Origin of the sequence: Pyxidicoccus xibeiensis (genome assembly GCF_024198175.1) — a bacterium.
Classification (GTDB): Bacteria; Myxococcota; Myxococcia; order Myxococcales; family Myxococcaceae; genus Myxococcus; species Myxococcus xibeiensis.
On the sequence record NZ_JAJVKV010000001.1, the window covers coordinates 1,608,681 to 1,634,407 of the forward strand.

19 protein-coding genes are annotated in these 25,727 nt (G+C 70.8%); 10 read left to right on the forward strand and 9 right to left on the reverse strand.

Annotated elements, in window-relative coordinates; all coding sequences use genetic code 11:
- Window positions 1–82: 82 nt before the first annotated feature.
- Complete coding sequence (locus LXT23_RS06500) at window positions 83–1,237, reverse strand: cysteine desulfurase family protein (protein WP_253979184.1); 1,155 nt, start codon at window positions 1,235–1,237, stop codon at window positions 83–85.
- 110 nt (window positions 1,238–1,347) lie between these two features.
- Window positions 1,348–3,471: a lysyl oxidase family protein gene (locus LXT23_RS06505; RefSeq protein ID WP_253979185.1), complete on the reverse strand. Its 2,124-nt coding sequence runs from the start codon at window positions 3,469–3,471 to the stop codon at window positions 1,348–1,350.
- 474 nt (window positions 3,472–3,945) lie between these two features.
- Here LXT23_RS06505 and LXT23_RS06510 point away from each other — a divergent pair, with 474 nt between their 5' ends.
- Complete coding sequence (locus LXT23_RS06510; protein WP_253979186.1) at window positions 3,946–5,691, forward strand: MDR family MFS transporter; 1,746 nt, start codon at window positions 3,946–3,948, stop codon at window positions 5,689–5,691.
- Window positions 5,692–5,864: 173 nt separating this feature from the next.
- Here LXT23_RS06510 and LXT23_RS50305 read toward each other — a convergent pair whose 3' ends face one another.
- From LXT23_RS50305 to LXT23_RS06525, 3 genes are all read right to left on the reverse strand, one after another.
- On the reverse strand, window positions 5,865–7,031 hold the full coding sequence (locus tag LXT23_RS50305; RefSeq protein ID WP_253979187.1) for an adenylate/guanylate cyclase domain-containing protein: 1,167 nt from the start codon (window positions 7,029–7,031) through the stop codon (window positions 5,865–5,867).
- 354 nt (window positions 7,032–7,385) lie between these two features.
- Window positions 7,386–7,727 carry a hypothetical protein gene (locus LXT23_RS06520; protein WP_253979188.1) on the reverse strand — a complete coding sequence of 114 codons (342 nt, stop codon included), beginning with the start codon at window positions 7,725–7,727 and terminating at the stop codon, window positions 7,386–7,388.
- A 48-nt stretch (window positions 7,728–7,775) separates the two neighbouring features.
- On the reverse strand, window positions 7,776–9,260 hold the full coding sequence (locus LXT23_RS06525; protein ID WP_253979189.1) for a M20/M25/M40 family metallo-hydrolase: 1,485 nt from the start codon (window positions 9,258–9,260) through the stop codon (window positions 7,776–7,778).
- A gap of 434 nt (window positions 9,261–9,694) precedes the next feature.
- Here LXT23_RS06525 and LXT23_RS06530 point away from each other — a divergent pair, with 434 nt between their 5' ends.
- From LXT23_RS06530 to LXT23_RS06565, 8 genes are all read left to right on the forward strand, one after another.
- The gene (locus LXT23_RS06530; RefSeq protein ID WP_253979190.1) at window positions 9,695–11,368 is read left to right on the forward strand and encodes a DUF262 domain-containing protein; all 1,674 of its coding nucleotides are present in this window, start codon (window positions 9,695–9,697) and stop codon (window positions 11,366–11,368) included.
- A 1-nt stretch (window position 11,369) separates the two neighbouring features.
- Window positions 11,370–12,596: a type II toxin-antitoxin system HipA family toxin gene (locus LXT23_RS06535; protein ID WP_253979191.1), complete on the forward strand. Its 1,227-nt coding sequence runs from the start codon at window positions 11,370–11,372 to the stop codon at window positions 12,594–12,596.
- Between the two features lie 241 nt (window positions 12,597–12,837).
- Window positions 12,838–14,868, forward strand: a complete 2,031-nt coding sequence (locus tag LXT23_RS06540; protein WP_253979192.1) for an ATP-binding protein — start codon at window positions 12,838–12,840, stop codon at window positions 14,866–14,868.
- A complete protein-coding gene (locus tag LXT23_RS06545; RefSeq protein WP_253979193.1) occupies window positions 14,861–15,937 on the forward strand; it encodes an amidohydrolase family protein in 1,077 nt (358 codons plus the stop codon). Before LXT23_RS06540 ends, LXT23_RS06545 begins: the two co-directional genes overlap by 8 nt.
- The gene (locus tag LXT23_RS06550; RefSeq protein ID WP_253979194.1) at window positions 15,930–16,301 is read left to right on the forward strand and encodes a metal-sulfur cluster assembly factor; all 372 of its coding nucleotides are present in this window, start codon (window positions 15,930–15,932) and stop codon (window positions 16,299–16,301) included. Before LXT23_RS06545 ends, LXT23_RS06550 begins: the two co-directional genes overlap by 8 nt.
- 106 nt (window positions 16,302–16,407) lie before the next feature.
- Complete coding sequence (locus LXT23_RS06555) at window positions 16,408–16,830, forward strand: hypothetical protein (RefSeq protein ID WP_253979195.1); 423 nt, start codon at window positions 16,408–16,410, stop codon at window positions 16,828–16,830.
- 110 nt (window positions 16,831–16,940) lie between these two features.
- Window positions 16,941–17,927 (forward strand): hypothetical protein, encoded by a 987-nt coding sequence (locus LXT23_RS06560; protein WP_253979196.1) that lies wholly within the window; start codon window positions 16,941–16,943, stop codon window positions 17,925–17,927.
- A 6-nt stretch (window positions 17,928–17,933) separates the two neighbouring features.
- Window positions 17,934–18,464, forward strand: coding sequence for a hypothetical protein (locus tag LXT23_RS06565; protein ID WP_253979197.1), 531 nt, complete (start codon window positions 17,934–17,936; stop codon window positions 18,462–18,464).
- A 22-nt stretch (window positions 18,465–18,486) separates the two neighbouring features.
- Here LXT23_RS06565 and LXT23_RS06570 read toward each other — a convergent pair whose 3' ends face one another.
- The gene (locus LXT23_RS06570; protein ID WP_253979198.1) at window positions 18,487–19,512 is read right to left on the reverse strand and encodes an isopenicillin N synthase family dioxygenase; all 1,026 of its coding nucleotides are present in this window, start codon (window positions 19,510–19,512) and stop codon (window positions 18,487–18,489) included.
- Between the two features lie 64 nt (window positions 19,513–19,576).
- Here LXT23_RS06570 and LXT23_RS06575 point away from each other — a divergent pair, with 64 nt between their 5' ends.
- A complete protein-coding gene (locus LXT23_RS06575) occupies window positions 19,577–20,767 on the forward strand; it encodes an MFS transporter (RefSeq protein WP_253979199.1) in 1,191 nt (396 codons plus the stop codon).
- Between the two features lie 61 nt (window positions 20,768–20,828).
- Here the strand turns inward: LXT23_RS06575 and LXT23_RS06580 are convergent, their stop codons facing one another.
- The 3 genes from LXT23_RS06580 to LXT23_RS06590 form a co-directional block, all read right to left on the reverse strand.
- Window positions 20,829–21,779 (reverse strand): zinc-dependent alcohol dehydrogenase family protein, encoded by a 951-nt coding sequence (locus tag LXT23_RS06580; RefSeq protein WP_253979200.1) that lies wholly within the window; start codon window positions 21,777–21,779, stop codon window positions 20,829–20,831.
- Window positions 21,780–22,091: 312 nt separating this feature from the next.
- Entirely contained in the window at window positions 22,092–24,095 is a 2,004-nt protein-coding gene (locus LXT23_RS06585; protein WP_253979201.1) for an acetyl-CoA carboxylase biotin carboxylase subunit, read from the reverse strand.
- A 14-nt stretch (window positions 24,096–24,109) separates the two neighbouring features.
- Window positions 24,110–25,726: an acyl-CoA carboxylase subunit beta gene (locus LXT23_RS06590; protein ID WP_253979202.1), complete on the reverse strand. Its 1,617-nt coding sequence runs from the start codon at window positions 25,724–25,726 to the stop codon at window positions 24,110–24,112.
- Window position 25,727 lies beyond the last annotated feature (1 nt).

Consider the following 25,727-nt stretch of genomic DNA (forward strand, 5'->3'; position numbering starts at 1 on the left):
AGCCACGGAGTGATTGCACGCGCCCCTTCCCGGGGCAATTGCGATGCCTTGGGCGAGCGGAATCCCGCCCCCAAGGACGCACTCAGCGTCCGGACAGCCGCCGCCACGCCCCGGCCAGGGCCGCCGCCGCCCGGTCCACCTCCGCCTCCGTGGTGTCCGGCCCCAGTGACAGGCGCACCGCGCCCAGGGCCTCGGCCTCGGGGATGCCCATGGCGCGCAGCACCGGGGAGGCGGACTCGCCGCCCTCGTGACAGGCCGAGCCGGTGGACGCGGCCACCTCCGGCGCCGCCGCCAGCACCGCGCCCCCGCGCACGCCCGGGAAGCGGACGTTGAGGGTGTTGGGCAGCCGCTCGGTGGGATGGCCGTTCAGCACCAGCCCGGGCACCTCCGCGCGCAGCCGCTCCCACAGCCTGTCCCGCAGGGCCGCCCGGGCCGCGGTGCCCCGCGACAGCCGCACGCGCGCCAGCTCACACGCGGTGCCCAGCGCCACGGCGTAGGGCACGTTCTCCGTCCCCGGCCGCAGGCCCCGCTCCTGCCCTCCGCCCAGCACGAAGGGCCGCAGCGGCGTGCCCGGCCGCACGTACAGTGCACCCACGCCCTTGGGCGCCCGGAGCTTGTGGCCCACCAGGGTGAGGAGGTCCACGCCGAGCGACTCCACGTCCACCGGCACCTTGCCCACCGACTGGGCCGCGTCCGTGTGGACGGTGGCGCCGTGCCGGTGCGCCAGCGCGGCCACCTCGGCCACCGGCTGCAGCACGCCCGTCTCGTTGTTGGCGTGAATCAGCGTCACCAGCGCGGTGTCCGCGCCCGCCGCGTCCAGGGCCCGCGCCGCGTCCTCCACGCGCACGCGGCCGTCCGCGTCCACCGGCAGCCACGTCACGCGCCAGCCGCGCCACTCCAGCGTGTCGCACGGCAGCTTGGTGGCCGGGTGCTCGATGACGGAGGTGAGGACGTGGCGCCGCTCGGCGCGGGCCTCGGTGGTGCCGCGGATGGCCAGGTTGTTGGCCTCGGTGCCACCGGAGGTGAAGAGGACGTCTCCAGGCCGGGCACCGATGAGTGCCGCCACCTTCGCGCGCGCCGCCTCCAGCGCCTCGCGTGCGCGCCGGCCGTAGGGGTGCCCGCTGGAGGGATTGCCGAACTCCTCTCGGAGGTACGGCAGCATCGCGTCCACCACCTCCGGGTCGACCGGGGTGGTGGCGTTGTGGTCCAGGTACAGGGGACGCTCGGGAGGGCTCATGCGTCCCGCAGGATGACGGAAGGACGGTGTTCCTGTCGCTCTCCCGTGTCGCCCGGGCGCTCACGCGAAGACAAACGCGGCGCCCGGGCGGAAGACTCCGCGGTGGAGCCCTACGGCACCACCGTCACCGAGCTCCCCTCGATGCGGACGTTCAGCTTCGCCTCGTTGGGCAGCGTGGGCTCCTCGTCGATGATGTCCTGCTCGTCCACGCCGACGCGGAGGGTGTACGTGCCGTCCGTGAGGTCGGTGATGTCAATCCACTGGCAGGGGATGTCGGCGACGTAGATGTCCGACCAGCCGGCGGAGATGCCCATCTGCTGGCTGTAGAGGAAGTACGGCGCCGCGTCCGAGCACTGGCGGTGGTAGTCCACCAGGTAGAAGCCCTGCTTGCGGCCCTGGACCACGTCCCTGCCCTCCGCGTCACGCAGCGCGTACCCGGCGAAGTTGGTGAGGTGGTCGTGGCCGTGGCACTCGTCGAAGACGTAGAGGTCCGGCCGCTGCTCCACGTTGGGTACGGTGGCCGCCGCCTTCCCCAGGTTGACGATGGAGGTGCTGAAGCGCAGCAGGCGGCGCTGGCCGCCTCCGGCCACGCAGCCCTCGAGCACCTCGCAAGCGTCCGGCGCGAAGAAGCGGTTCTCCACGTACACCGAGCGCGCCAGCACGTCCGCGTCCACCGTGAGGTCCGGCTTGCCATTGACCGGGTCCAGCTCCAGGCCGCACGCCTTCACCTCCGGCAGGTGCGGAGGCTTCGCGGGCGCGGAGGGCACCGCGCCGCCGCCGAGGATGACCACGCGCCCCGCGGGCCCGCCGACGAGCCCCACCGGAGGGGCCATGCCCACCACCAGGTCGGTGTAGCCGTTGCCGTCCATGTCGCCCGGCGCCAGCACCGAGAAGCGCATGAAGCCCTCGTAGTTGGAGGGGAGGCTGTCGCCGCGCGGCCAGGACCAGACGGGCTTCAGCTCGGCGGAGACGCCCTGCGCCGGGGAGAAGAAGTACAGCCGGCCATCCGAGCCCACCACGAAGTCATGCGCCTTGCCGTCTCCGTCCATGTCCCCCGTGCCGACGACGGGGTTGCCGAACTGCGAGAAGACCGGGTCCCCCATCACCGTCCACACGGGCGCGGTGGAGTAGCCTCCCACCGTGGCCGCATCCGACAGGTGCAGGTCCACCGTGCCACCGCCCGGGCCCACGAAGCGCTCCGGCATCCCGTCGTCGTTCACGTCCGGAAGGAAGCTCATGGACCGGCCCTGCACCACCCACGTGGGGCTCCTCGCGATGAAGCCATCACACACCATCGTGCTGTCCGGCTTGCACCCGAGGAACAGGCCGTAGCTCGTCCCATTGATGAGGATGAGGTCCTCGGCGCCGTCGCCGTTGAGGTCGCCCGCGCGCCGCACGCTGGAGCTGAAGAGGGCGTTCGTGCGGGGCACCAGGGTGAACGGCGCCGTCTCCGCGCCGGGGGTGGCCCGGAACACCGACACCTGCGTCCCCCTCAGGCTGACCAGGTCGTCCAGGCCGTCTCCATCGACGTCCGACAGCACGGCGTTGTTGTAGACGCCGCCGCCCGGCGACAGGAACAGCGGCTCGGCGAACACCTGGGACAGGTCCGCGCGCCCCTTGTAGACGAGCGCGCCGTACTGACCGGACACGAGCACGTCCGCGTACGCGTCCCCGTCCACGTCGCCCGTGGACACCACCATCTGGTTGCCGCTGGTGCGCGTGTTCGTGTTCCGCCAATCCATCACCGTGGAGATACCGCTCTTGATGAAGAACGGGGCCTCACCCGCGAAGAGATAGACGCGCCCCGGGTCTCTCGGGAACGTGAGGCACGGCGGCGCGGCGACCACGAGGTCCTTCTGGCCATCGCCGTTCACGTCGCCCATGGCCACGGACCGGCCGAAGCAACCGGCGGTGTACGTCGGGTCGTTCTTCACCTCCCACAGGGGCACCTCGGAGAGGACCGGGCCCGCATCTCCGGGGCCGGCGTCGGGCGGGCCTGCATCGGGCGCACCGGCATCGGGCGCACCGGCATCGGGCTCGCCTGCGTCGGGCTCACCAGCGTCGGGCTCGCCGGCGTCGGGCTCACCGGCATCCGGCTCGCCGGCATCGGGCTTACCGGCATCCGGCTCGCCCGCATCCACCCCGGCATCCGGGATGGGGTCGGGGCCTCCGGGGCAAGCACACAGCAACATCGCCAGCAGGGAAGAAAGCGTGATCTTTCGCAGCAGGTACATGCAGTCGTTCCTCGAACAGCGCCCGCGTCCCCCAAAGGACTGAGAACGGGCTTGAGCCAGCTCCAGACCCGGCCGGTGCCGGAGCGAGGCGGGCGAGGTTACGCTCGCGACTGACATGCAATGCCAGATGCTTGCAGTACGAGGGGAATCCCTGAATCGGCACCGGCAGTCGGCTTTTCCCATGCGACTTTTCCGGGGGTGTTCGTCCCGCCACCTCCAGGAAGCGGCCCCGGTCCCCCTGGCCGGCTCGCGCCTGGAATGAACGTTCCTTCCGCGACTCGCCGGGTCGGACTGGGACTGGAATGAACGTTCCTTCCGCGACGGCCCGCTCGCCGGGTGGGCTGTCACGGCCGTCGGGGCGTCGGGGCCAGGAGGTCAGGCCCTGTGTACGGTTTCCCCCATGCCGCTGCCCCAGCCGCCGGACATGCACGCTGGCCATCGCGCGGGAGCGTCCCCAGCTTGCTCGGGCGAGTCATGACCGCCTCCACGTCTCCAGCCTCCGCCGATGTGCTGCCCGCCGCGTTCCCGGCGTTCACCAAGGCCCAGAAGGTCTTCACCATGCTGGGGGCCCTGCTGGGGGTGCTGCTGGCGGCGTTGGATCAGACGATTGTCGCGACGGCGGGCCCGGCCATCCAGGCGGACCTGCACATCCCCGCCTCGCTCTATCCGTGGCTCACCACGTCGTACCTCGTGGCGTCCACGATGATGGTGCCGGTGTGGGGCAAGCTCTCGGACCTGGCAGGCAGGCGGGCGGTGCTGGCCGCGGGCATCCTCGTCTTCCTCGCGGGCAGCTTCCTGTGCGGAGTGGCGACGAGCACGCTGGCGCTCATCGTCTTCCGCGCGGTGCAGGGCCTGGGCAGCGCGGCGCTCTTCACCGCGGCACTGGCGGTCGTGGCGGACCTCTTCGAGCCTCGCGAGCGGGGCAAGTACCAGGGCCTCTTCGGCGCGGTGTTCGGCCTGTCCAGCGTGGTGGGCCCGCTGGCCGGCGGCTTCATCACCGACCACCTGGGCTGGCACTGGGTGTTCTTCATCAACCTGCCGGTGGGCGCGGTGGCGCTGGCGCTCGTGTTGCTGCGCATGCCGAAGCTGAGGCCCCATGGAGGCCGGGGACGGTTGGACCTGCCCGGCGCGGGTGCCCTGGCGCTGGCGGTGGTGCCGCTGCTGCTGGCGCTCAGCCTGGGGCAGAACGGCGAGGGAGCCTGGGCATGGAGTTCGTGGCGCATCCTGGGCCTGTTCGCGTTGGCCGGGGTGGCCACGGTGCTGTTCATCCGCCTGGAAGCGCGCGCCCACGAGCCGCTGCTCGACCTGCGGCTGTTCCGCCTGCGCGCCTTCAGCGCGGGGAACGCGGCGGTGTTCGTGATTGGCGCGGTGTTCCTGTCGGGCGTCGTCTTCCTGCCGCTCTTCATGGTGAACGTGGTGGGGCTGTCGGCGACGCGCTCGGGACTGACCATCATGCCGCTGACGCTGGGCGTGGTGGCCGGCAACGTGCTGAGCGGGCAGCTGGTGTCGAAGCTGGGGCGCTTCAAGGCGCTGATGCTGGGCTCGCTCGTGCTGCTGATGGTGGGCTTCACCGTGATGGGCTTCACGCTGACCCCGGACTCCACGCAGGCCGAGGTGACGGCGAAGATGGTGCTGGTGGGGCTGGGCCTGGGGCCGTCGATTCCGCTCTACACGCTGGCCATCCAGAACTCGGTGCCGCCGCAGCGCATTGGCGTGGCCACGTCGGCGGCCACCTTCTTCCGGCAGCTCGGGATGACCATGGGCGTGGCGCTGCTGGGCACGGTGTTCGCGGCGACGCTGTCTCGCGAGCTGGCGACCCGGCTGCCCGCCGCCACGCAGGGCCTGCCTGCGTCGGTGCGGGCACAGGTGGCCGTCGCGGCGCCAGGGACGAGCGGCGAGGACGGCCCGGTGGGCGCGGTCTTCGAACCCGAGGCGGTGAAGGTGCGGCTTCGCGCGGAGTTCGAGGCCGAGCGTCAGCGGCTCGCCGCAGGGCGGGAGGCCGCCTCGGAGCTCGCGCGGGTGCAGGCAGAGGAGCAGCGCGCGCTGGAGGCCGTGGACCGCGCGCATCTGGCGGTGAAGGAGTCCTTCACGCACGGCGTGTCGGCGGTGTACCGCGTCGCCATCCTCATCGCGCTGCTGGCGCTGCTGGTGACGTTCTTCCTGCCGGAGCAGCCGATGCGCCGCCGGGGCCAGGGGTCCGCGCCCGCGCCGATGGACTGACGTCCAGGGGATGCGCCTTCAGGCGGCGTTGAGCGCCCTTGCGCCTCGTCTCACGGCTGCGTTTGCACAGGGTGCGGCATCCGAGCCCGCCAACAGCGCGACATCCGACAGGGGCTCGCGTCAGCGCAGCATCCGCGCCCGAGCCACGGACCGACGTCCGGCCGGGCCTCGCGTCAGGCGGCGGTGAGCGCCTTGGAGTCCGCGGCCTCGGCCGCGAGCGTGTAGATGCGCACGGGCACGCCCACGCCCTTGAGCACGTGCTCGCCCAGGTCTCGCGTGCCGCCACGGAAGTGGGAGACGAAGGACTCCGACAGGAGCACCGGCTCCTTGAGGGCCGCACACAGGCCGCCGATGCGGTCGGCCAGGTTGACGGCGGGACCGATGACGGTGAAGTCCAGCCGGTCCGAGGCGCCGATGTTGCCGTACATGACGTCGCCCACGTGGAGCGCGGCGCCGAACTCGTAGGTGGGCAGTCCCTTGCGGCGGCGCTCGGCGTTGTCACGGGTGCTGGCGGCCACCGCCTCGCGCACCGTGCGGGCGGCTGCGGCGCAGCGCTCCTCCACCGGCGAGTCCGCGTCGATGCGGAAGATGGCGAGCACCGCGTCGCCCATGAACTTGAGCACCTCCGCGCCGTGCGCGTGGAAGGCGCTCACCATGGTCTCGAAGTACGCGTTGAGCAGCTCGAGCAGCGCCTCGCGCGGGAGCGCGTCCGAGAGCGCGGTGAAGTTGCGCAGGTCGCTCAGGCAGATGACGGCGGAGGTCGTCTCACCGTCGCCCCGGCGAATCTGTCCCTGGAGGATGCGCCGGCCCGTGTCGCGGCCCAGGTACGTGTCCAGCAGCACGCCCGTCATGTCCTTGCGGGCGATGACCTCCAGCACGAGCTGCAGCAGCGGGTGCACATGATGGAGCAGCGCCAGCTGCGCCTCCGTGAAGCCGCCGGGCGCGGACGTGGCCCAGGACACGGCATGGCGCGAGCCGTCGCTGAAGCACACGGGCAGCGCGAGGTACTCGGTGAGGCCGTCCGCGCGCAGCTCGGCGAGCATCGGGAAGTCATCCGGAGCGGGCGGCGCGACCAGGCGGCGGTGGATGAGTGGAAGCCCCTCGCGCAGGGCCTTGAAGGGGCTGCGCGCGAAGGCGGGCAGGTGCTGGAGGCCGTGGGGATGGACCTCCGCGGCGGTGGACTGACCGGGGCGCCAGCGGAAGCTGCGGCCGTGCAGCAGCGGGTGCAGGGTGAAGAGGACGATGGAGGCGCGGGCGAGCGGTACCCCCTGGGAGACCAGCCGCTGGCAGAGCCCGTCGAGCAGCGGGGCCGGTCCCTCCAGGCTCCTCGCCTCGGACACGAGCCAACCCGCCACATCCGGGCCAGTTACCGGTTGCTGTTCACTGTCACGGGGATTCACGGGCGCAGGTGCTCATCCCTGGCAAAGGCCGTTACCAGGAGGTGACATTGTTTCACCGAACCTCGCGAGGTGCGAGCGCCCCCCCGGCGAGCACGGGGAGCCGGGCAGCCGAGCCCCCGCCAGGTGCTGTGAGCGCCCCCTCAGCACGACAGCGCACATCCCGTGGTGCGCGGCAGCTGCGTGCCTCGGGCGCTTGGAAGCCAGACGCCAGCGCCGAGCGAGTGCGCCGCCCCTGTGCACGCCCACGGTGCGCATCAACTCGAAGCACCGTGGGCACGCCCGCGAAGGAAGCGCTCAGGTCGCGCAGCGAATCTGCGCGGGGTAGCTCTCCAGGACGACGCACTCACCCCGGGCGCACTGGAGCTGCTCGCAGACCTTCCGCAGTGGGACGCACAGCGTGCGGCGCCCCGTCTCCAGGTCCAGGCTCGCGCACATCAGGTCCTCGGGGCACTCGGGTGCCTCCAGGCTGCAAGAGGGCCCATCGAGGACCGTCGCGTCCTTCGGCACCAGCTTCGTGGACTCCGTGCCGGCTGCAGGCGCGGGCGCGGGTGTGGGCGAGGACGACGACGAGGACGCGCAGCCTGCGAGCACGCCCAGCACGAGCATCAGGACCGGAAACCGCGTGAAGCGCTTCATGGGAGCTTCCTCCTCGCCTCGTGTGTGAGTACCCGCCTGCGCGGCGCCTCAGTGTCCGGAGACCTTCGGCTGCGGAGCGGCGGCCGGCGGGCCCGGCTGCGCGGGCGGCTCCGGACGCACGAGCGTCCCGGGCATCTCCGCCAGGGCATACGTCACCCACGCCACCGCGGCGGTGCTGCGCGCCAGGTCCTGCGGGTCCACCTTGTCCAGCGTGTCCGCATGCGTGTGGTGCACGTCGAAGTAGCGGCTGCTGTCCACCTCCACGCCGAAGAAGGGCACCCGCGCCGGCCCCATCGGGCTGAGGTCCGCGCCGCCCGCCTCGCGCGCGGAGAAGTTCGCCGCCCCCAGCGCCACCAGCGGCGGCAGCCACGGCCGCACCAGGTCCTGGCCTCCCGCCCCCGCCCGCAGGCTCACCGCCACGGGCCTGCCTCCACCCGCGTCCATCTCCATCGCCGCCACGTGCCGGGGCAGCTCCGCCGCATGCGCCTCCGCGTACGCACGCGCCCCGCGCAGGCCATTCTCCTCATTCATGAACAGCACCACCCGCACCGTGCGACGCGGCGCCTGCGGCAGCTTCGCGAGGAGCCGCGCCGCCTCCATCACCATCACCACGCCCGCACCGTCGTCGTGCGCCCCCGTGCCCACGTCCCACGAGTCCAGGTGCGCGCCGATGAGCACGATTTCCTGCGGCTTCTCCCGCCCGCGAATCTCCGCGATGACGTTGGACGAGTCCGCGTCCGGCAGCGACGAGCTCCCCAGCACCACCTTCACGCGCACGGGCCCGCCGGCCAGCATGCGGTGCAGCAGGTCGGCGTCCTCCGTGGCGATGGAGGCGGCGGGAATCTTCGGCGCGCCGTCCTCGAAGCGCGTGGACCCGGTGTGCGGCGTGCGCAGCGACGCGGTGGCCAGCGAGCGCACCAGCGCGCCCACGGCCCCGGCCTTCGCGGCGGCGGCGGGCCCCCGCCCGCGCAGCCCGGCGAAGCGGCCGTAGTCGGCGGCCACGGTCATCGTGTGGTTGAAGAAGACAATCTTCCCCTTCACCGAGTCACCCAGCGCCGCCAGCTGCTCCACCGACGTCACCTCCACCACCTCGGCGGTGAGGCCCTCGGGCGGCGTGGGCGGGCTGTCGCCCAGCGCCAGCAGCGACAGCGGGTGCCCGCGCGTGCGCGCCGAGGCGAGCACCTCGCCGCGCTCCTCGCCACGCACCCAGCGCGGCACCTTCACCGGCTCGGTCCACGCCTTCACGCCGTCCGCCTTGAAGCTGCGCAGCGCCCACTGCACCGCAGCCTCGGCGCCCTCCGAGCCGGACAGGCGCGGGCCGATGCCGTCCGTCAGCTCGGCGAGGCGCGCATACGCGTGCCCTTCCGTGAGCGCGGGGCCGATGAGCTTCTCCGCCACGGCCTGCGGGTACGCGGGAGCAGAGGCCTTCACGGTGGCGGCGGGCTTCGAGGGAGCAGCAGCGGGCTTCGCCGCCGGCGCCGCGCCCGACAGGAGCGCGAGGGAGGCGGACAGGACGAAGGTGGATGCGGGCAAGACGACCTCCGGAGAGGGCGCCACTCTCCGCAAGTCACCCGGTGCTCGCAAGCAGGATGGACGCCACGCTCACGGAAGACAGATGACGGTTGCTCGGATGCCGGGAGTGCGAGGTTTCGGGAGGAATCCCAGGGGCCACCGCGCGCCGAGAGGGGGAACGCGGCGCGCGGGGCTCAACTGGGACTTCCACGGCGGTGCTGCTTTTGGGGGAGGCATTCACCGCCGCCGCGTCTCACCCTTTGGGAGGAAACGTGGAAGGCATGTTGAAGGGCATTGGAGCCACCGTCAAGCACGCTCCCCCTACGGGCATACAAACGAACACTTTTGGTTTCACGGTGTGGCAACTTTCCACCCCGAGCGTCCACAGGGAGTCGAAAGCCTCCTTCCTGCGGGCACGTCGGGGCGCGTGTTACAGCCCGTGCATGGGGAACCCCATGCCCTCCACCCTGACCCGGCGTCCCCAGGCCACGGCCTTCAGCATCGAGGACCTGCTGGACCGCGTCCGGCGCGGCGAGGTGCGCATCCCGGACTTCCAGCGCCCGCTGAAGTGGACGGCGGAGGACGTGCGGGACCTGTTCGACAGCGTGTACCGGGGCTATCCCATCGGCACGCTGCTCTTCTGGAAGCGCGAGGCGCCCGCCGCGAGCATCACCTTCGGCCCGGTGCGCATCGACGCGCCCTCCACCAGCCAGGCGCTGTGGGTGGTGGACGGACAGCAGCGCATCACCGCCCTGGCCGCGGTGCTGCTCCACGGCGCCAGTGCGCCCGCCGCGCGCGACGGCTTCACCCTCTTCTTCGACCTGGAGGCGCAGGAAATCGTCTCGTCCCGGGGGGACGGCCCGCCGCCCGCGCACTGGCTGCCATTGAATGTGGTGCTCGACAGCGAGCAGCTGCTGGAGTGGCTGGACCGCTATCCGGGCCGCGAGAAGAAGCCGGAGCACACCCGCACCGCCATCCGCGTGGGCAAGGCGGCCCGCGAGTACCAGATACCGGCGTACGTGGTGGAGGCCGCGGAGGAGAAGACGCTGCGCATCATCTTCAAGCGGCTCAACACGGCCGGCAAGCCGCTCACCGACAACGAGGTCTTCAACGCGCTCTACGGAGGCACGGCGGGCTCACGGCCCTCGAACCTGAAGACCCTGGCCAGCAGCCTCGCGGAGCTCGGCTTCGGCACCCTCGAGGAGCCCATCCTGCTGCGGGGCGTGCTCGCGGTGCGCGGGCTCGACTTCACCCAGGACTTCCAGAAGCAGCTGCGGGAGGAGGACGACCTCGGCGAGACGCTCCAGCAGACCGAGGCCGCGCTGCGCAACGCCATCATCTTCCTCAGGCGGGACGCGGGCGTCCTCCACGAGAAGCTCCTCCCCGAGCCGCTCTACCTCATCCTGCTCGCCCGCTTCTTCCACCTGCACCCGGAGCCATCCCGGCGCACGCGGGACTTGCTCTCGCGCTGGCTGTGGCGCGGCAGCGTGGACAGCTCCATGGGAGGCAAGGCCCGCTCCGCGAAGGAGCTGCTGGCCGTCATCGGACCCGACGAGGAAGAGTCCCTGCAGGCCATGCTGGCCCAGGTGAGCCCCTTCTTCGACGACTGGCTGGCGCGCCACTCGCTGACCAACATGGTGGGGCTCACCCTGCACTCGCGCAGGATGGCGCTCAACGCCCTGCTGTCGCTGCGCCCCCGGCACCTGCTCACCGCCGCGCCGCTGGAGCCCACCCAGCTGCTGGAGGGCCAGGACCTGGGGCTCAAGGCGATTCTCACCACCCCGCCCGAGAAGTCCGCGGACGCCGACCTCAACCTGGACCCCAAGGTCCTCCACTCGCTGCTCTACATTCCCGCCAACTTCCTCTTCCACGTCCCGGTGCCGGGCCGGCAGGTGCTGGACCTGCTCCTCCCGGACGCGCCGCCGCCACCGGAGGTCCTGGAGAGCCATGCCGTCACCTCCGAGATGCTGACGGCGCTGCGCGAGGCGCGCACCGTCGACTTCCTGATGCAGCGCATGCAGCACATCGACGCCCTGCTGGTGGAGTTCCTGCGGGCGCGCACGCGGCACGACGAGTCGGACCGGCCGTCGCTCAAGTCCCTCATCGTCGACGACGAGGAGGAGGACTGACGTGGACTCCGAAATCGCCACCGCCGGAATCCTCGACGTCCACCTGGGCAACGTCCACGTCGGCACGCTGACGCTGCTCGCGGACGAGCGCATCGAGTTCGTCATCTCCGAGGAGTACCGCCAGCGCTACCCCCGGCCCGTGCTGGGCCAGTCCTTCGAGGACGACCTCACCCGCCGCCACGTCAGCCGGATGCGGCTGCCGCACTTCTTCTCCAACCTCCTGCCCGAAGGCCCCCTGCGCGAGCTCATCTCCGAGCGGGAGCAGGTGGCGAAGCAGCGCGAGTTCTTCCTCATCGCCCGGCTCGGCGAGGACCTGCCCGGCGCCATCGCCGTGCGTCCCGCCGGGGTGCTGTCCTCGGACATCCTCGCGCCCCTCGAGGACGCGGCCACGGCCACCGGGAATGAGCACGAGCCCCTGCGCTTCTCGCTCGCCGGCGTGCAGCTCAAGTTCTCCATGCTGCGCAAGGACAAGGGGATGACGCTGCCCACCAGCGGCCGGGGCGGCGACTGGATTGTGAAGCTGCCGGACAACCGCTACGACCGCGTCCCGGAGAACGAGTTCGCGATGATGACCTGGGCCCGCGCCGCCGGCATCGCCGTGCCGGAGGTGACGCTGCTCAAGGTGGCCGACGTCGACGGGCTCCCGGAGGGCATCACCCTGCGCGAGGACGTGGCCTACGCCATCCGCCGCTTCGACCGCCCCGAGCCGGGCCAGCGCGTCCACATGGAGGACCTGGCCCAGGTGCTCGGGCTGTACTCGGACGAGAAGTACAAGAAGTACAACTACGAGACCATCGCCAACGTCATCCTCCGGGTCGCCGGCGTGAGCGCGCTGCACGAGTTCCTGCGCCGTCTGGTGTTCATCGCCGTCATCGGCAACGGCGACGCGCACCACAAGAACTGGTCGCTGCTCTACCCGGATGGCATCCACGCGGCGCTCTCGCCCGCGTATGACCTGGTCTCCACCATCCAGTACATGGCCGGGGACACGCTCGCGCTCAACCTCGCCCGGTCCAAGCGCTTCGAGGACATCTCCCTCGCCAGCTTCGAGCGGCTCGCCCGGAAGCTGGAGCTGTCCCCGGACGACGTGCTCCCCGTCGTGAAGTCCGCCGTGAGCGCCGCCTTCGACACCTGGTCGTCCCTCCACCCCCACCTGCCCCTCTCCTCCGAGAGCCGGCAGCGCCTCGAGGCCCACTGGAAGCGCGTCCCGCTGCTCCAGGGCACCTGAGCTTTCTCAGACGCTGAGGCCCTGAGTACCGCGCTGCGGAAGCACACCCGTGCCTTCATCCGCACCTACGCGGAACCCTCAGCTTGTCAGAACGCTCAATGACTCGCAGTGTTGTCCGGCACAGGCACTCACCGTGTGGTGGCGGGCGCTTTCCTTCGCACACCCCGCACCACCAGCCCTGCTGGCAAATTCTGGTAATGCAATTCTTCCGCAAATGGTGTCTATGTCCTGAAAAGCACAGATGGCATCTCCGAACACCCCGCATGCCCTGCACTGGCCTCCCCCCCGGCCGGTGAAGGCGGCACCCTGGCCCCCCAAGGGAAGCATGTTGATAGAGCAGTGGGCGCATCGCTTCTTCGAGCTCTCCACCGAGCCGTTCGTCGTATTGGCTGCTGACGGACGCATCCTCGAGGCCAACGGCGCCTGGAGCAGCCTGGTGGACTGGCCCCTGGAGTCGCTCCGGAACCGGGGCTACCGCGGCTTCGTCCACCCGAAAGACCTCCCGAACATGGAAGCCCGCCTGGAAGCGGTGGCGGGCAAGGACGCGCGCGCCGACTTCTCCTGCCGCTGGCGGGGGCAGGACGACACGTGGCGCTCCCTGTCCTGGAGCGTGGCGTCCTCGTCGAGGGAAGGCCTCCTCTACTGCACGGTGCGCCCGCTGGAGCCTGCCCCCTCCGTGGAGCGGGCGCTGCAGCGCTCGGAGCAGAACTTCCGCCGTCTCATCGACACCGCCCCCGAGGGCATCTTCGTCCACCGCGACGACCGGTTCATCTACGTGAATCCCACCCTCCTCAAGGCCCTGGGCTACGACGACGCGAGCCAGCTGCTCGGTCAGCCCATCTGGGGCATCGTCCACCCGGACGAGCTGCCGCTGGTGCGCCAGCGCGTCCAGGCCGCCGTCAGCGGCCAGCCGGCCCCGCTGCGGGAGATCCGCTACCTGCGGCGCGACGGCACCACCTACGACGCGGAGAGCGTGGGGCTGCCCGTCGAGTTCGACGGCGACAAGGCCGTGGTGGTGATGGTGCGCGACGTCACCGAGCGCAAGCGCGCCCAGTCCCAGCTGCTCCAGACGGACCGCATGGTGCTGGCGGGCACGCTCGCCGCCGGCGTGGGGCACGAAATCAACAACCCGCTCACCTACGTCATGGCCAACCTGGACGCGGCCATGGACGCCATGACGCGGCTGGGCGGCGAGCTCACCCAGCACGTGCCCGAGGGCCCCGGCACCGTGGCGTGGAGCACCACCCTGCGCGAGACGGAGGCGCTGCTCAAGGAGGCCCACGAGGGCGCCACCCGCGTGCGCAACATCGTCCGGGACCTCAAGTTCATCTCCCGCCAGGACGAGGAGAAGCGCGAGCCGGTGGACGTGTGCCAGCCGCTCGACTTCTCCATCAACATGGCCACCACCGCGGTGCGCCACCGCGCCCGGCTCATCAAGAAGTACGAGCCCGTCCCGCGCGTCCACGCCGACGCGTCCCGGCTGGGGCAGGTGTTCCTCAACCTGCTCGTCAACGCGGCCCAGGCCATTCCCGAGGGCAGCGCGGACGAGCACCACATCACCGTCTGGGTCCGCCCGGGCCCCTCGGGCACCGTGGCGGTGGACGTGACGGACTCCGGCAGCGGCATCCCCCCGGACGTGCTGGCGCGCATCTTCGACCCGTTCTTCACCACCAAGCCCGTGGGCCAGGGCACCGGGCTGGGCCTGTCCATCTGCCACGGCCTCGTGCGCAACATGGGCGGCAGCATCACCGTGCGCAGCGAGCCAGGCCGGGGGACGACGTTCACCGTCACCCTGCCCGGCATGGCCGCCGAGGCCAGCCCCCTCGGCGAGGCGCCGGCCGCCCCCGCCCCCCAGACGGACCGCAGGGGCCAGGTGCTGGTCATCGACGACGAGCCCCCCGTGGGCCGCTCCCTGGCGCGCATCATCGGCCCCCAGCACAAGGTGACGGTGGCGGGCAGCGGCGAGGCGGCCCTGGCCGCGCTCACCTCCGGCGTGTCCTTCGACGCCGTCTTCTGTGACCTGATGATGCCCGGCATCTCGGGAATGGACGTCTACGAGCGGATGCGCGAGGCCTCGCCCGACGTGGCCCGGCGCTTCATCTTCATCACCGGCGGCTCGTACACCACGCGTGCCCGCCAGTTCCTGGAGCGGGTGCCCAACCGGCAGATTGAAAAGCCGTTCGACGTGGCGCTCATCCATCAGTATCTCGGAGAAGTCCTCACCTCCTCCCGACCCACACCCGACCCCGAAAGAGAGCTTCCTGGTGATTGACGGTGGCTTCGTCATCGATGCGGTAACCCACGCGTACAACCTCCACCCCTCCAACTACCGGGCCGGGAAGTACGCCGCGTCGCTGGCCCAGCTCATCTGGGGCCTGCACAGCGGCCTGTCTGGCGACAGCCACCGCGTTCCGGAGGAGAAGCGCTTCCTCAAGGACTGGTCCGTGAAGGAGCTTGCCCACATCCTCTTCGTGGAGAGCGGCATCGACCTGGCCGTGCACCACGTGCTGCCCCTGCAGACGCTCTACACGGACGGGCTGTGCTCGTACGAGAAGACGCTCGAAATCAAGAAGCGCTACCCGCACCGCTTCCTCGTCTACGCGGGCGTGGACCCGCTGCGCGGCACCGCGGCCCTGGAGGAGCTGGAGAAGCAGGCCGAGGAGCTGAAGCCCAGCGGCCTGAAGCTCTACCCCGCCGCCTGGCTGGGGGACTCCTTCCGCCACACCGGCTGGCGCATGGACGACCCGAGCATCGCGTTCCCCCTCTTCGAGCGCGCGCAGAAGCTGGGCATCAAGAACATCGCCGTCCACAAGGGCCTGCCCATGGGCGCGGTGCCCATTGAACCCTACAAGGTGGACGACATCGGCGGCGCGGCCGACGCCTTCCCCGAGCTGAACTTCGAAATCGTCCACGGCGGCATGGCCTTCCTGGACGAGACGGGCATGCAGCTGTCGCTGTTCCCCAACGTGTATGTGAATCTGGAAGTCACCGGCGCGCTCATCGTGAAGCGCGAGCGCTGGTTCGCCGAGTCCCTGGCCGCGCTGCTGAAGTGGGCGGGCCCGGCGAAAATCATGTGGGGCTCCGGCACGGTGTTCTGCCACCCGCAGCCGGCGCTCCTGAAGTTCTGGCACGACTTCCAGCTGCCCGACGACCTGGTGCAGGTGGCGGGCATGCAGGTGACGCCCGAGGTGAAGCGGATGATTCTCTGCGACAACTACGCCCGCTACGCGGGGGTGGACGTGGAGGCCGTGAAGGCGCGCATCGCCAATGACTCCTTCTCCAAGGCGAAGGCCCGCGGGGACGTCACGCCCTACAGCTACCAGGAAGGCCTCCATGACTGAGCAGGAGCTGCGCGCGCGCATCCAGGACATCCCCGACCCGTGCAGCCTCGCCACCGGCGTGCCGCTGGGCATCGGGGAGATGGGCCTGATTCAGTCGGTGGAGTGCCAGGAGGGAAAGGTGACGGTGCGCATGCACATCACCTCGCCCATGTGCATGATGGCCGCCTACTTCATGCGGGAAATCGAGCAGCGGCTCCAGTCTCAGGAGGGCGTCGCCTCGGTCCACGTGGAGTTCGACCAGACGCTCCAGTGGACGCCGAAGGACATCCAGCCGGACGCCCGGGAGCGGCTGGCGGCGAAGCGAATCACCATGCTCGGCGGGCGGCTTTTGCCGCGCGACGAGGCCCGGCCCGCCGACTCCTGAAAGGGCGTCTCAGGCCCGCGCGGCACCGGGGGCGGTGCCGCGCCGGGCGCGGGCTTGCTAGGCTGGCGCCAGGCAGCACCCCCTCGTTCTGGAGACACCCGCCCCCATGACCCGAGACGAAGCGCAGCGCCTGGCGCAGGCCTTCCTCGCCGCCAACGGCCAGCCCAACAGCATCGGCATCAACCCCCAGGGGTTCGGCGGCGTCGTCATCAACGACGCGCAGCTCTACTTCGAGTGGCACGACAAGGAGGGCGCCCTGGAGTGCAGCGCGCTCATCCACAAGTTCCGCGACGCCCCCAAGCCCGGCATCCTCGAGGGATTCCAGCAGGAGCAGAAATCCGGCACGGACACGGGCGGCGGCACCGTGGACTTTGAGACGGAGAACAAGTCGCTCTTCCTGAGCCGCACCTACACCCAGGCGCCCCAGCAGCCCATCTTCAACGACGACATGAAGCGGCTGATGAAGGCCAGCCTCGTCTGGAGCGGTGAGGTGCTGGACCGGGTGGCGTCGAAGGTCTTCAAGCGCTGATCCACGGAAAAGGCGCTCGCGCAGGGGGTGGGACGCAACTCTCCGGGGCCCTGCGCGACAATCACCTACACAGCAGTATTTTCTCTCCAAAATTCCCCCCCGGAGTGCCCATGAATCCCCTCGAGCGTGGCCGGAACCTCATCAACTCGGTGCGCAACGGCGCCGAGCGCACCATCGACCGTGCCCAGAACGTGGCGGGCAACGTCGTCGAGGGCGTCAAGGACGCGGCGGGCGCGGTGAAGAACACCGCGGTCGCGGGCGGCCGCAAGGTCGGCCAGTTCGTGGACGGCTTCGAGGACAAGGTGTCCTCGGGCGCACAGGCGGTGGCCGGCGCCCTGGGCTTCGGCCACAAGCCGGACCGCGTGCATGACGGCAAGTTCCTGGGTGCTGGCGGGCAGACCTTCTCGCCCGACACGCCGCTGAGCGACGTTCCCGCCGTCACCCCGCGCGACAACCCCAACGCGAACCACACCATCCTCTACGTCAACGGCATCCTGACGACGAAGGACGCGCAGGCCAACAGCCTGCAGTCCATCGCGGACGCCACGGGCGCGCGCGTCGTCGGCATCCACAACGCCACCGAGGGCTTCGCCGCGGACCTGGCCGAGTGCGTGAAGGACAAGCTGGACAAGGGCACCAACCCCGCCGTGGATACGCTGGCGGACACGCTCTACAACGAGCTCAAGGCGGGCCGCAGCGTGCACCTGATGGCGCACAGCCAGGGTGGCCTCATCAGCAGCCGCGCGCTCAACGACGTCTACAACCGGCTGCGCATCGAAGATGGGATGTCCAAGGAGCAGGCCCAGCAGGCGATGAGCCAGCTCAACGTGGAGACGTTCGGCGCCGCGGCCACGCGCTACCCGGACGGCCCGAACTACGTGCACTACGTCAACCGCGGCGACCCGGTGCCGAGCCTCTTCGGCCTGGGGCCCGTGGCCGACAAGTGGAACCCCATCGCGGACGGCGGCGAGGGCTCGAAGGTGCACCACTTCAACGAGTTCCACCTCAACCCGTTCGACGGGCACAGCTTCGAGTCCGTGTACCTCAACCGCCGCGTGCCCTTCGAGCAGGCGCGCGAGGGCGACTTCAACCGCTAACCGCACATGGCGACCGCCCCGCGCAGTGGCCTTGCCGGCCTCCTGAGGTCCTGGGTCTCCTTCCTGGGGCCCGCCGCCCCCGAGAACACGCCGCTGACGCGCGAGTCCGCGCAGCGGCTGGTGCAGGGCTTCCTCGGTGAGGAAGGCACCCTGCCGAGCCAGGGCCTCAACTCGCGGGGCTTCGGTGGCCTGTCCGCCGGAGGCTCCAACGTCTACTTCGAGTGGGTGGAGGACACCCAGGCGCTGAAGTGCAGCGCGCTGGTGTACCGCTTCCGCCAGCCGCCGAAGCCGGGCGTGCTCGACGGCTTCCGCGCGGAGGAGAAGGAAGGCAACGACTCCGGCGGCGGCTCCGTGGACTACGAGCCGGAGAACCGGGGCTTGTACCTGGCCCGGACGTACACGCACATGCCGTCCGAGCGCGCCTTCATGAAGGACATGCGCCGGCTGATGAAGGCCAGCACCCGGTGGAACGAGGAGGTCGTCGACCGCGTGGCCTCGCGCGTGTTCCACCCCGAGGAGCTGGAGCCGAAGCCCTGAGCTTCGTGGGGCGGGCGGGTGGCTACAGCACCCGCTTCACGAGCTGGGGGAACACCTTGGACACCTTGCCGAGCAGGTAGTCGCCGTACGTCCCCTGGAAGGCGTGGACGCTGGCGCCATCCCAGCGGCGGGCACGGTCCTCGTCCACGTCGGCCCCGTCCGCATAGGGCAGGGGCCGCACCTCCGCCGCGAAGTCCGGGTCGAAGAAGAGCGGAAAGGACAGCCGGTCCTTGCCGCTGACGTTGTTCCTCACGCGGTGGGGCGTGGAGCGGTAGATGCCGCCCGTCATCCTGTCGAGCATGTCGCCGATGTTGCACACCAGCGTCCCGGGCAGGGGCGGGGCCTCAATCCAACCGCGCGGCGTCTTCACCTGCAGCCCGCCCTGGGCGTCCTGGGCCAGCAGGGTGAGCAGGCCGTAGTCGGTGTGCTCGCCCACGCCCCAGCGCTCGTCGCCTGCGGTGGGCGGGGCTTCGGCGGGGTAGCGGAAGATGCGGAAGAGCACGGTGGGGTCGGCGGTGTAGTGCCGCTGGAAGTAGTCGGCCTCCAGGCCGAGGCTCAGCGCCATGCCCTTCATCAGCGCGTGCGCGGCGCGGGTGACGGCGGCCATGTACTCCAGCGCGGCGGGGCGCAGCTCCGGCACCTCGGCGGGCCACAGGTTGGCGCCGTGCAGGGGCCAGCCGGCCTTCACCCGGGGGTGCCCGGCCTCGAGCTCCGTGCCCAGGTACAGGCCCTCCTTCCGGTCCGGGCGCCCGGAGGTCAGCTCCCCTCCGAGCGGGAACCAGCCGCGCCACGCGGAGCCACCCCGGGACATGGCGAGGGCCTCCTTCGCGGCCTCCGGCAGCGCGAAGAAGCGGCGGCTCTCCCGCTCCAGGCGCGCCACCACCGCGTCGGAGACGCCGTGGCCGGTGACGTAGAAGAAGCCGGCGTCGCGACAGGCCCGCTCGATGTTCCGGGCGACGCTCGCCCGCTCGGCGGGGCGGGAGGAGTCGAACAGGGACGCCATGTCGATGACGGGCAGGCCGCCGCGTGCGGTATCCGGTCCAGGCATGCCCTGAGCCTACACAGGTGCTGGACGGTGAGGGAGCCCGGCACCAGAGTGCGCCGAGCCTTCCATGACGACACCGGACTCCTCCCACACGCAGCTCCGAGCCGGGCTGGTGTGGTTCATGGCCGCGGCCTCGGGCGCCACCGCCGCGAACCTGTATTACAACCAGCCCCTGCTCGGGGATATCGGCCGCGAGCTGGCGGCCTCGGGTGGGGCGCTCGGCCTGGTGCCCACGCTGACGCAGGTGGGGTACGCGGCGGGCATGCTGCTCATCGTCTCGCTCGGTGACAGCCTGGAGCGGCGGCGGGTCATCGTCACCATGTCGGCGCTGGTGTCACTCGCGCTGGTGGGTGCGGCGCTGGCACCCACCCTGCCCTGGCTGGTGGTGGCGAGCTTCGTGGTGGGCGCGACGACGGTGATTCCCCAGCTGCTTGTCCCCTTCGCGGCGCACCTGGCTCCGGCGGCGCAGCGGGGGCGGGTGGTGGGGACGGTGATGAGCGGGCTGCTCATCGGCATCCTCCTGTCGCGCACGGCGGCGGGCTTCGTGGGGACGCACCTGGGGTGGCGGGCGATGTTCTGGATTGCGGCGGGGCTGATGCTCGCGCTGGGCGGGGTGCTGCGCTTCGTGCTGCCGTCACAGCCGCCGCTGGCCGCCATGCCGTATCCGGAGCTGCTGCGCTCGCTGGGACACCTGTGGCGCACCGAGCCCGTGCTGCGGCTGCACGCGCTGCTGGGGGCGCTGACGTTCGGAGCGTTCAGCGTCTTCTGGTCCACGCTGGCGCTGTATCTCCAGGCCCTGCCGGAGCACTACGGCCCGCAGGTGGCGGGCATGTTCGGCGTGGTGGGGGTGGCGGGGGCGCTGATTGCCCCGCTGGTGGGACGCTATGCGGACACGCGGGGAGACCGGCGCATCAACGCGCTGGCCATTGGCGTGCTGCTGCTGTCGTTCGGGGTGATGTGGCCGCTGGGGCGGTGGCTGTGGGGGATTGGGTTGGGGGTGGTGCTGCTGGATTTGGGGGTGCAGGCCAATCACATCTCCAACCAGACGCGCGTGTACTCGCTGCGGCCCGAGGCGCGCAGCCGGCTGAACACGCTCTACATGGTGACGTACTTCGCGGGCGGCGCGAGCGGCTCGTGGCTGGGCACGACGGCGTGGACGCGGTGGGGATGGACGGGCGTGTGCGCCGCGGGGGCCTTGCTGTGTGTCCTGGCCCTGGGGGCGCTGTGGCGGGGCGTGAAGCCGGCTTCAGGGGGCTGAGCGCCCGCTCGCAGGTGCGTAGAAGCACGTCCAGGTGGGCGGGGCGAGCACCCTTGCGCGACTACTTCGCCACGCGCAGCACCAGCTTGCCGCGCCCGTGTCCCGAATCGAGGATGCGGTGGGCCTCCGCCACCTGCTCCAACGGCAGCACGCGCTCCACCAGCGGCTTCATCTGCTTGCGCTCCAGCAGCGCCGTCATCTCCTCCAGTCGGCGGCGCTCACGCGTGAGGAAGACGCCGTGCAGCGTCAGGTTGCGCGGGTAGAAGGCGGACACGTCCCCGCTGAAGCCCAGGATGGTCGCGAGCCGCCCGTGCGGCCGTGTCGCCGGGATGCTGGGAATCATGTTCTTCCCCACCGTGTCGAACACCGCGTCCACGCCCTGCCCGCCCGTCTCTCGCAGCGCGACCTGGGCCGGGTCCTCGCTCCGGTAGTTGATGGCCACGTCCGCGCCCAGCTTGCGCAGCGTCTCCAGGTTGTCCGGTCCGGACGTCGCCAGCACCCGTGCGCCCAGGGCCTTCGCAATCTGCACCGCGAACGAGCCCACGCCTCCCGCACCACCGTGGATGAGCACCGTCTCCCCGACGCGGAGCTGCATCCGTCGCACCAGGGCGTCCCACGCGGTGCCACCGGCCAGCGGGACGGCGGCGGCCTCTTCGTGCGAGAGGCTCGGCGGCTTCCTCGCGATGATGCTGGCCGGGACGACGTTGAGCTCGGCGTAGGTGCCGTGCGGGTTGCCGAAAATCTCCGGCGTGTAGAAGACCTCGTCACCGGCCTTGAAGTCCGTGACGCCCGGGCCCACCTGCTCGATGACGCCCGAGGCGTCGTAGCCGATGACGGAAGGGGGCTGGAGCCCTGCCCACGTCCCGTCCTGGCGCAGCTTCGCGTCCACGGGGTTGGTGCCTGAGACGAGGACCCGGACCAACACCTGCCCGGGGCCCGGCGTGGGCGTCGGAACGTCGCGGACTTCGAACAACTCGGGGCCGCCGAAGCGGGGAAGGACGATTGCGCGCATGCGCGCGGAACTAACCGGGTGCGCCGGGCCCGGCAATCCCTCGTGGAGGCAAGCGTCCAGGGTCCGACTGCCGGAGCCCTTCGATAAGACAGAGGGCTCGGAGGGCGAGCCCCCCGAGCGGAACGAACGTTCCTTCCAGGCTTCGGCTGGCGGGCGGGGCGAGCCCTCCGCGTGGAACGAACGTTCCTTCCAGGCCGCGGCGGCGGGCGGGGCGAGCCCTCCGCGTGGAACGAACGTTCCTTCCAGGCTGAGGCCCGCAAGCGAGACGAGCCTCCACCGGGCAGGCCGTGCGTCGCCGCCCGGCGTTTTGAATCAGGCCGCCGGCTTCCCCTCCGGCGTCAACACCACCAGGAGCTGCCGGGCGGCGACCTGGCCTCCGACGGAGACGTTGACCGCCTCCACCGTGCCAGCCACATCCGCCACGAGCTGGAACTCCATCTTCATCGCCTCCAGCACGACCAGCACGTCCCCGGGCTTCACCACCTCCCCGGGCTTCGCGTCCACGCGGAGAATCCTTCCGTCCATCGGCGCCGCCAGCCGGCCACTTCCCCCACCCTCGGCCTTCGACGGCGGGCGATACGTCACATCCGTCACCGCGTGCGCCCCACCGCCCGCGTCCAGCCACAGCGTGTCCCCGGCCCGCAGATAGCGCGCCCGCCCGCGAGTCCCCGCGACCGAGAAGTCGAGCACCCCGTCGGCCAGGCCGTGAATCGCGAGGTCGTACGTCTCGCTCCCCACCTCCACCTCATACCGCTCCGTGGACACGGGCCGGAGGGTGACCTGCGCCTCGCCTCCCCGGCTCGCCAGCTTCAGCCGCACGGGCTGGGATGCCCCCGCGGTGTTCCAGTTGACGAACGAGCCATCCAGCCCCGCCTCGCGCGCGAGCCTCAGCGCCTCACCATGGAAGAGCGCCGCGCCCGCCAGCGCCTGCACCTTCGCATCCGGCTGATACAGCCGCTCCAGCGCACTGGCCTCCACGTGCTTGCCGATGAAGCCCGTGTCGTACTCGCCCGTCCGGAAGGCCCCGTGCTCCAGCACGTGCAACAACAGAGTCTTGTTCGTGGTGACGCCGAACACCGTCAGCCCGTGCAGCGCCTCTACGAGCCTCCGGCGCGCCATCTCCCGGTCGGCGCCGTACGCAATCACCTTCGCCTGCATCGAGTCGTAGAAGGGCGGGATGTCCTGCCCCTCGCGAATGCCGTGGTCGATGCGCACGCCCTCTCCCGAAGGCAGCCGCCACGCCAGCAGCCGGCCCGCCTGCGGCGCATAGCCGTTCGCCGGGTCCTCCGCGCACAGCCGCACCTCGATGGCGTGCCCCTTCCAAGACACCTGCTCCTGCGACAGCGGAAGCCGCTCGCCCGCCGCGACACGCAGCTGCCACTCCACCAGGTCCAGCCCGGTGATGGCCTCCGTCACCGGGTGCTCCACCTGGAGCCGCGTGTTCATCTCCATGAAGTAGAACTCGCCGCCCGGCGCGAGCAGGAACTCCAGCGTCCCCGCGCCCCGGTAGCCAATCGCCTTCGCCGCCGTCACCGCCACCGCGCCCATGCGCGCTCGCAGCTCCGCGCTCACCGCCGGTGACGGGCTCTCCTCCACAATCTTCTGGTGCCGCCGCTGCACCGAGCAGTCACGCTCGCCCAGGTGCACCGCGTTGCCGTGCTCGTCCGCGAAGACCTGAATCTCCACGTGGCGCGCGTCGATGACCGCCTTCTCCAGGATGAGCTCCCCGCTCCCGAAGGCATTCGTCGCCTCCGAGCGCGCGGACCTCAGCGCCTCCTTGAGCTGCGCCGCCTCGCGCACCAGCCGCATTCCGCGCCCGCCGCCACCCGCCGCTGCCTTCACCATCAGCGGGAAGCCGATGCGCGCGCCCTCGGCCGCTAGCGCCTCGTCATCCGCGTCCGTCGCCTCGTAGCCGGGGATGCAGGGCACGCCCGCCGCAATCATCCGCAGCTTCGCCTGGCGCTTGTTCCCCATCAGGGTGATGGCCTCGGCCGGCGGGCCGATGAACACCAGCCCCGCCTCCCGGCATGCGCTCGCGAACGCGGCGTTCTCCGAGAGGAACCCGTAGCCCGGATGGATGGCCTCCGCCCCCGATGCCTTCGCCGCCGCAATCAGCTTGTCGATGACGAGGTACGACTCCTTCGCCGGAGACGGGCCGATGGGCACCGCCTCGTCCGCCGCGAGCACGTGCGGCGCCGAGCGGTCCGCCTCGGAGAACACCGCCACCGTCCGGTAGCCGAGCTTCTTGCAGGTCCGAATCACCCGGACGGCAATCTCGCCGCGGTTCGCGACGAGGACCTTCCTGAATCGCTCCATGCTGTCCGTCCCTCTCACAGGCGCGCCACGCCGAAGGTGTTGGGAGCCAGCTCGCGCCGCTTCGCTTCCCGGCACACCGAGAGCGCGAACCCGAGCACCCGCCGCGTGTCGCGCGGGTCGATGAGCCCGTCATCGAACAGCCGTGCGCTGCAGTTGAACGGGTGCGACTCCTTGTCGAACTGGTCGATGATGGGCTGGCAGAACGCGCGCAGCTGCTCCTCGTCCACCGCCTCACCGCGCCGGGCCAGCTTCTCTCCGAAGACGATGGCCATCACCTTCGCCGCCTGCTCACCACCCATCACCGCCGTGCGCGAGTTGGGCCACGCGAAGATGAAGCGCGGATTGAAGGGCCGGCCGCACATGCCGTAGTTGCCCGCGCCGAAGCCGCCGCCGATGAGCACGGTGAGCTGCGGCACCGTCGCGTTCGCCACCGCCTGAATCATCTTCGAGCCGTGCTTCACGATGCCCGCCTGCTCCGGCTGCGTGCCCACCATGTAGCCCGTGGTGTTCTGCAGGTAGATGAGCGGCGTGTCCGACTGGCAGCACAGCTGGATGAACTGCGCCGCCTTCGTCGCCCCCTTGGGCGTAATCGGACCGTTGTTGCCGATGATGCCCACCGGCATGCCGAAGAGGCTCGCCCGCCCGCAGACGGTGTGCGGGTCGTACTCGTCCTTGAAGCCCGTGAACTCGGAGCCGTCGACGATGCGCGCGATGACCTCGCGGCAGTCGTACGGCTTCCGGTAGTCCACCGGCACGACGCCGCACAGCTCGTCCGACAGGTAGACAGGCTCCGCGTAGGGCACGCGCTCCGCCGGAGGCAGTCGCTCGTTCCACCCGAGCTTCGCCACCACCTCGCGGGCCAGGCGGATGGCGTCCGCGTCGTCCTCGGCGAGGTAGTCCGCGGTGCCCGCCACGGTGGCGTGCATCTCCGCGCCGCCCAGCTCCTCGTCGGTGGCAATCTCGCCCGTCGCGGCCTTGAGCAGCGGCGGGCCGGCCAGGAACACCTTGGCCTTCTTCTTCACCATGATGACGTAGTCGGACAGGCCCGGCAGGTACGCGCCACCCGCCGTGCTGGAGCCGTGCACCACGGTGACCTGCGGAATGCCCGCCGCCGACAGCTTCGCCTGGTTGTAGAAGGTCGTCCCGCCGGGGATGAAGATCTCCTGCTGGTACATGAGATTCGCGCCGCCGCTCTCCACCAGCGACACCATGGGCAGCTTGTTCTCCAGCGCAATCGCCTGCGCCCGCAGCGCCTTCTGCACGCCCCACGGCGACGCCGTGCCCCCCTTGATGGCGGAGTTGTTCACGAAGACCAGGCACCGCACCCCGGACACGTAGCCGATGCCGATGATGCTGTTGCCGCCCGCCAGCGAGCCGTCGCTGTCGTCGTGGTAGCCGTAGCCACACAGCGTGGACAGCTCCAGGAACGGCGAGCCCCGGTCCAGCAGGAGCGTCAGCCGCTCACGGGGCAGCAGCTGGCCCCGCTTGTGGAACTTCTCCCGCGCCTGGTTCTCGGTGTTGCGGACCTTCGCCTCGACGTCGCGCAGCTCCGCGACGCGCGAGAGCATGTCCGCGCGGTGGGCCTTGAAGGACTCGGAGCCCGGGTCGATTCGCGATGTGATTCTCGGCATC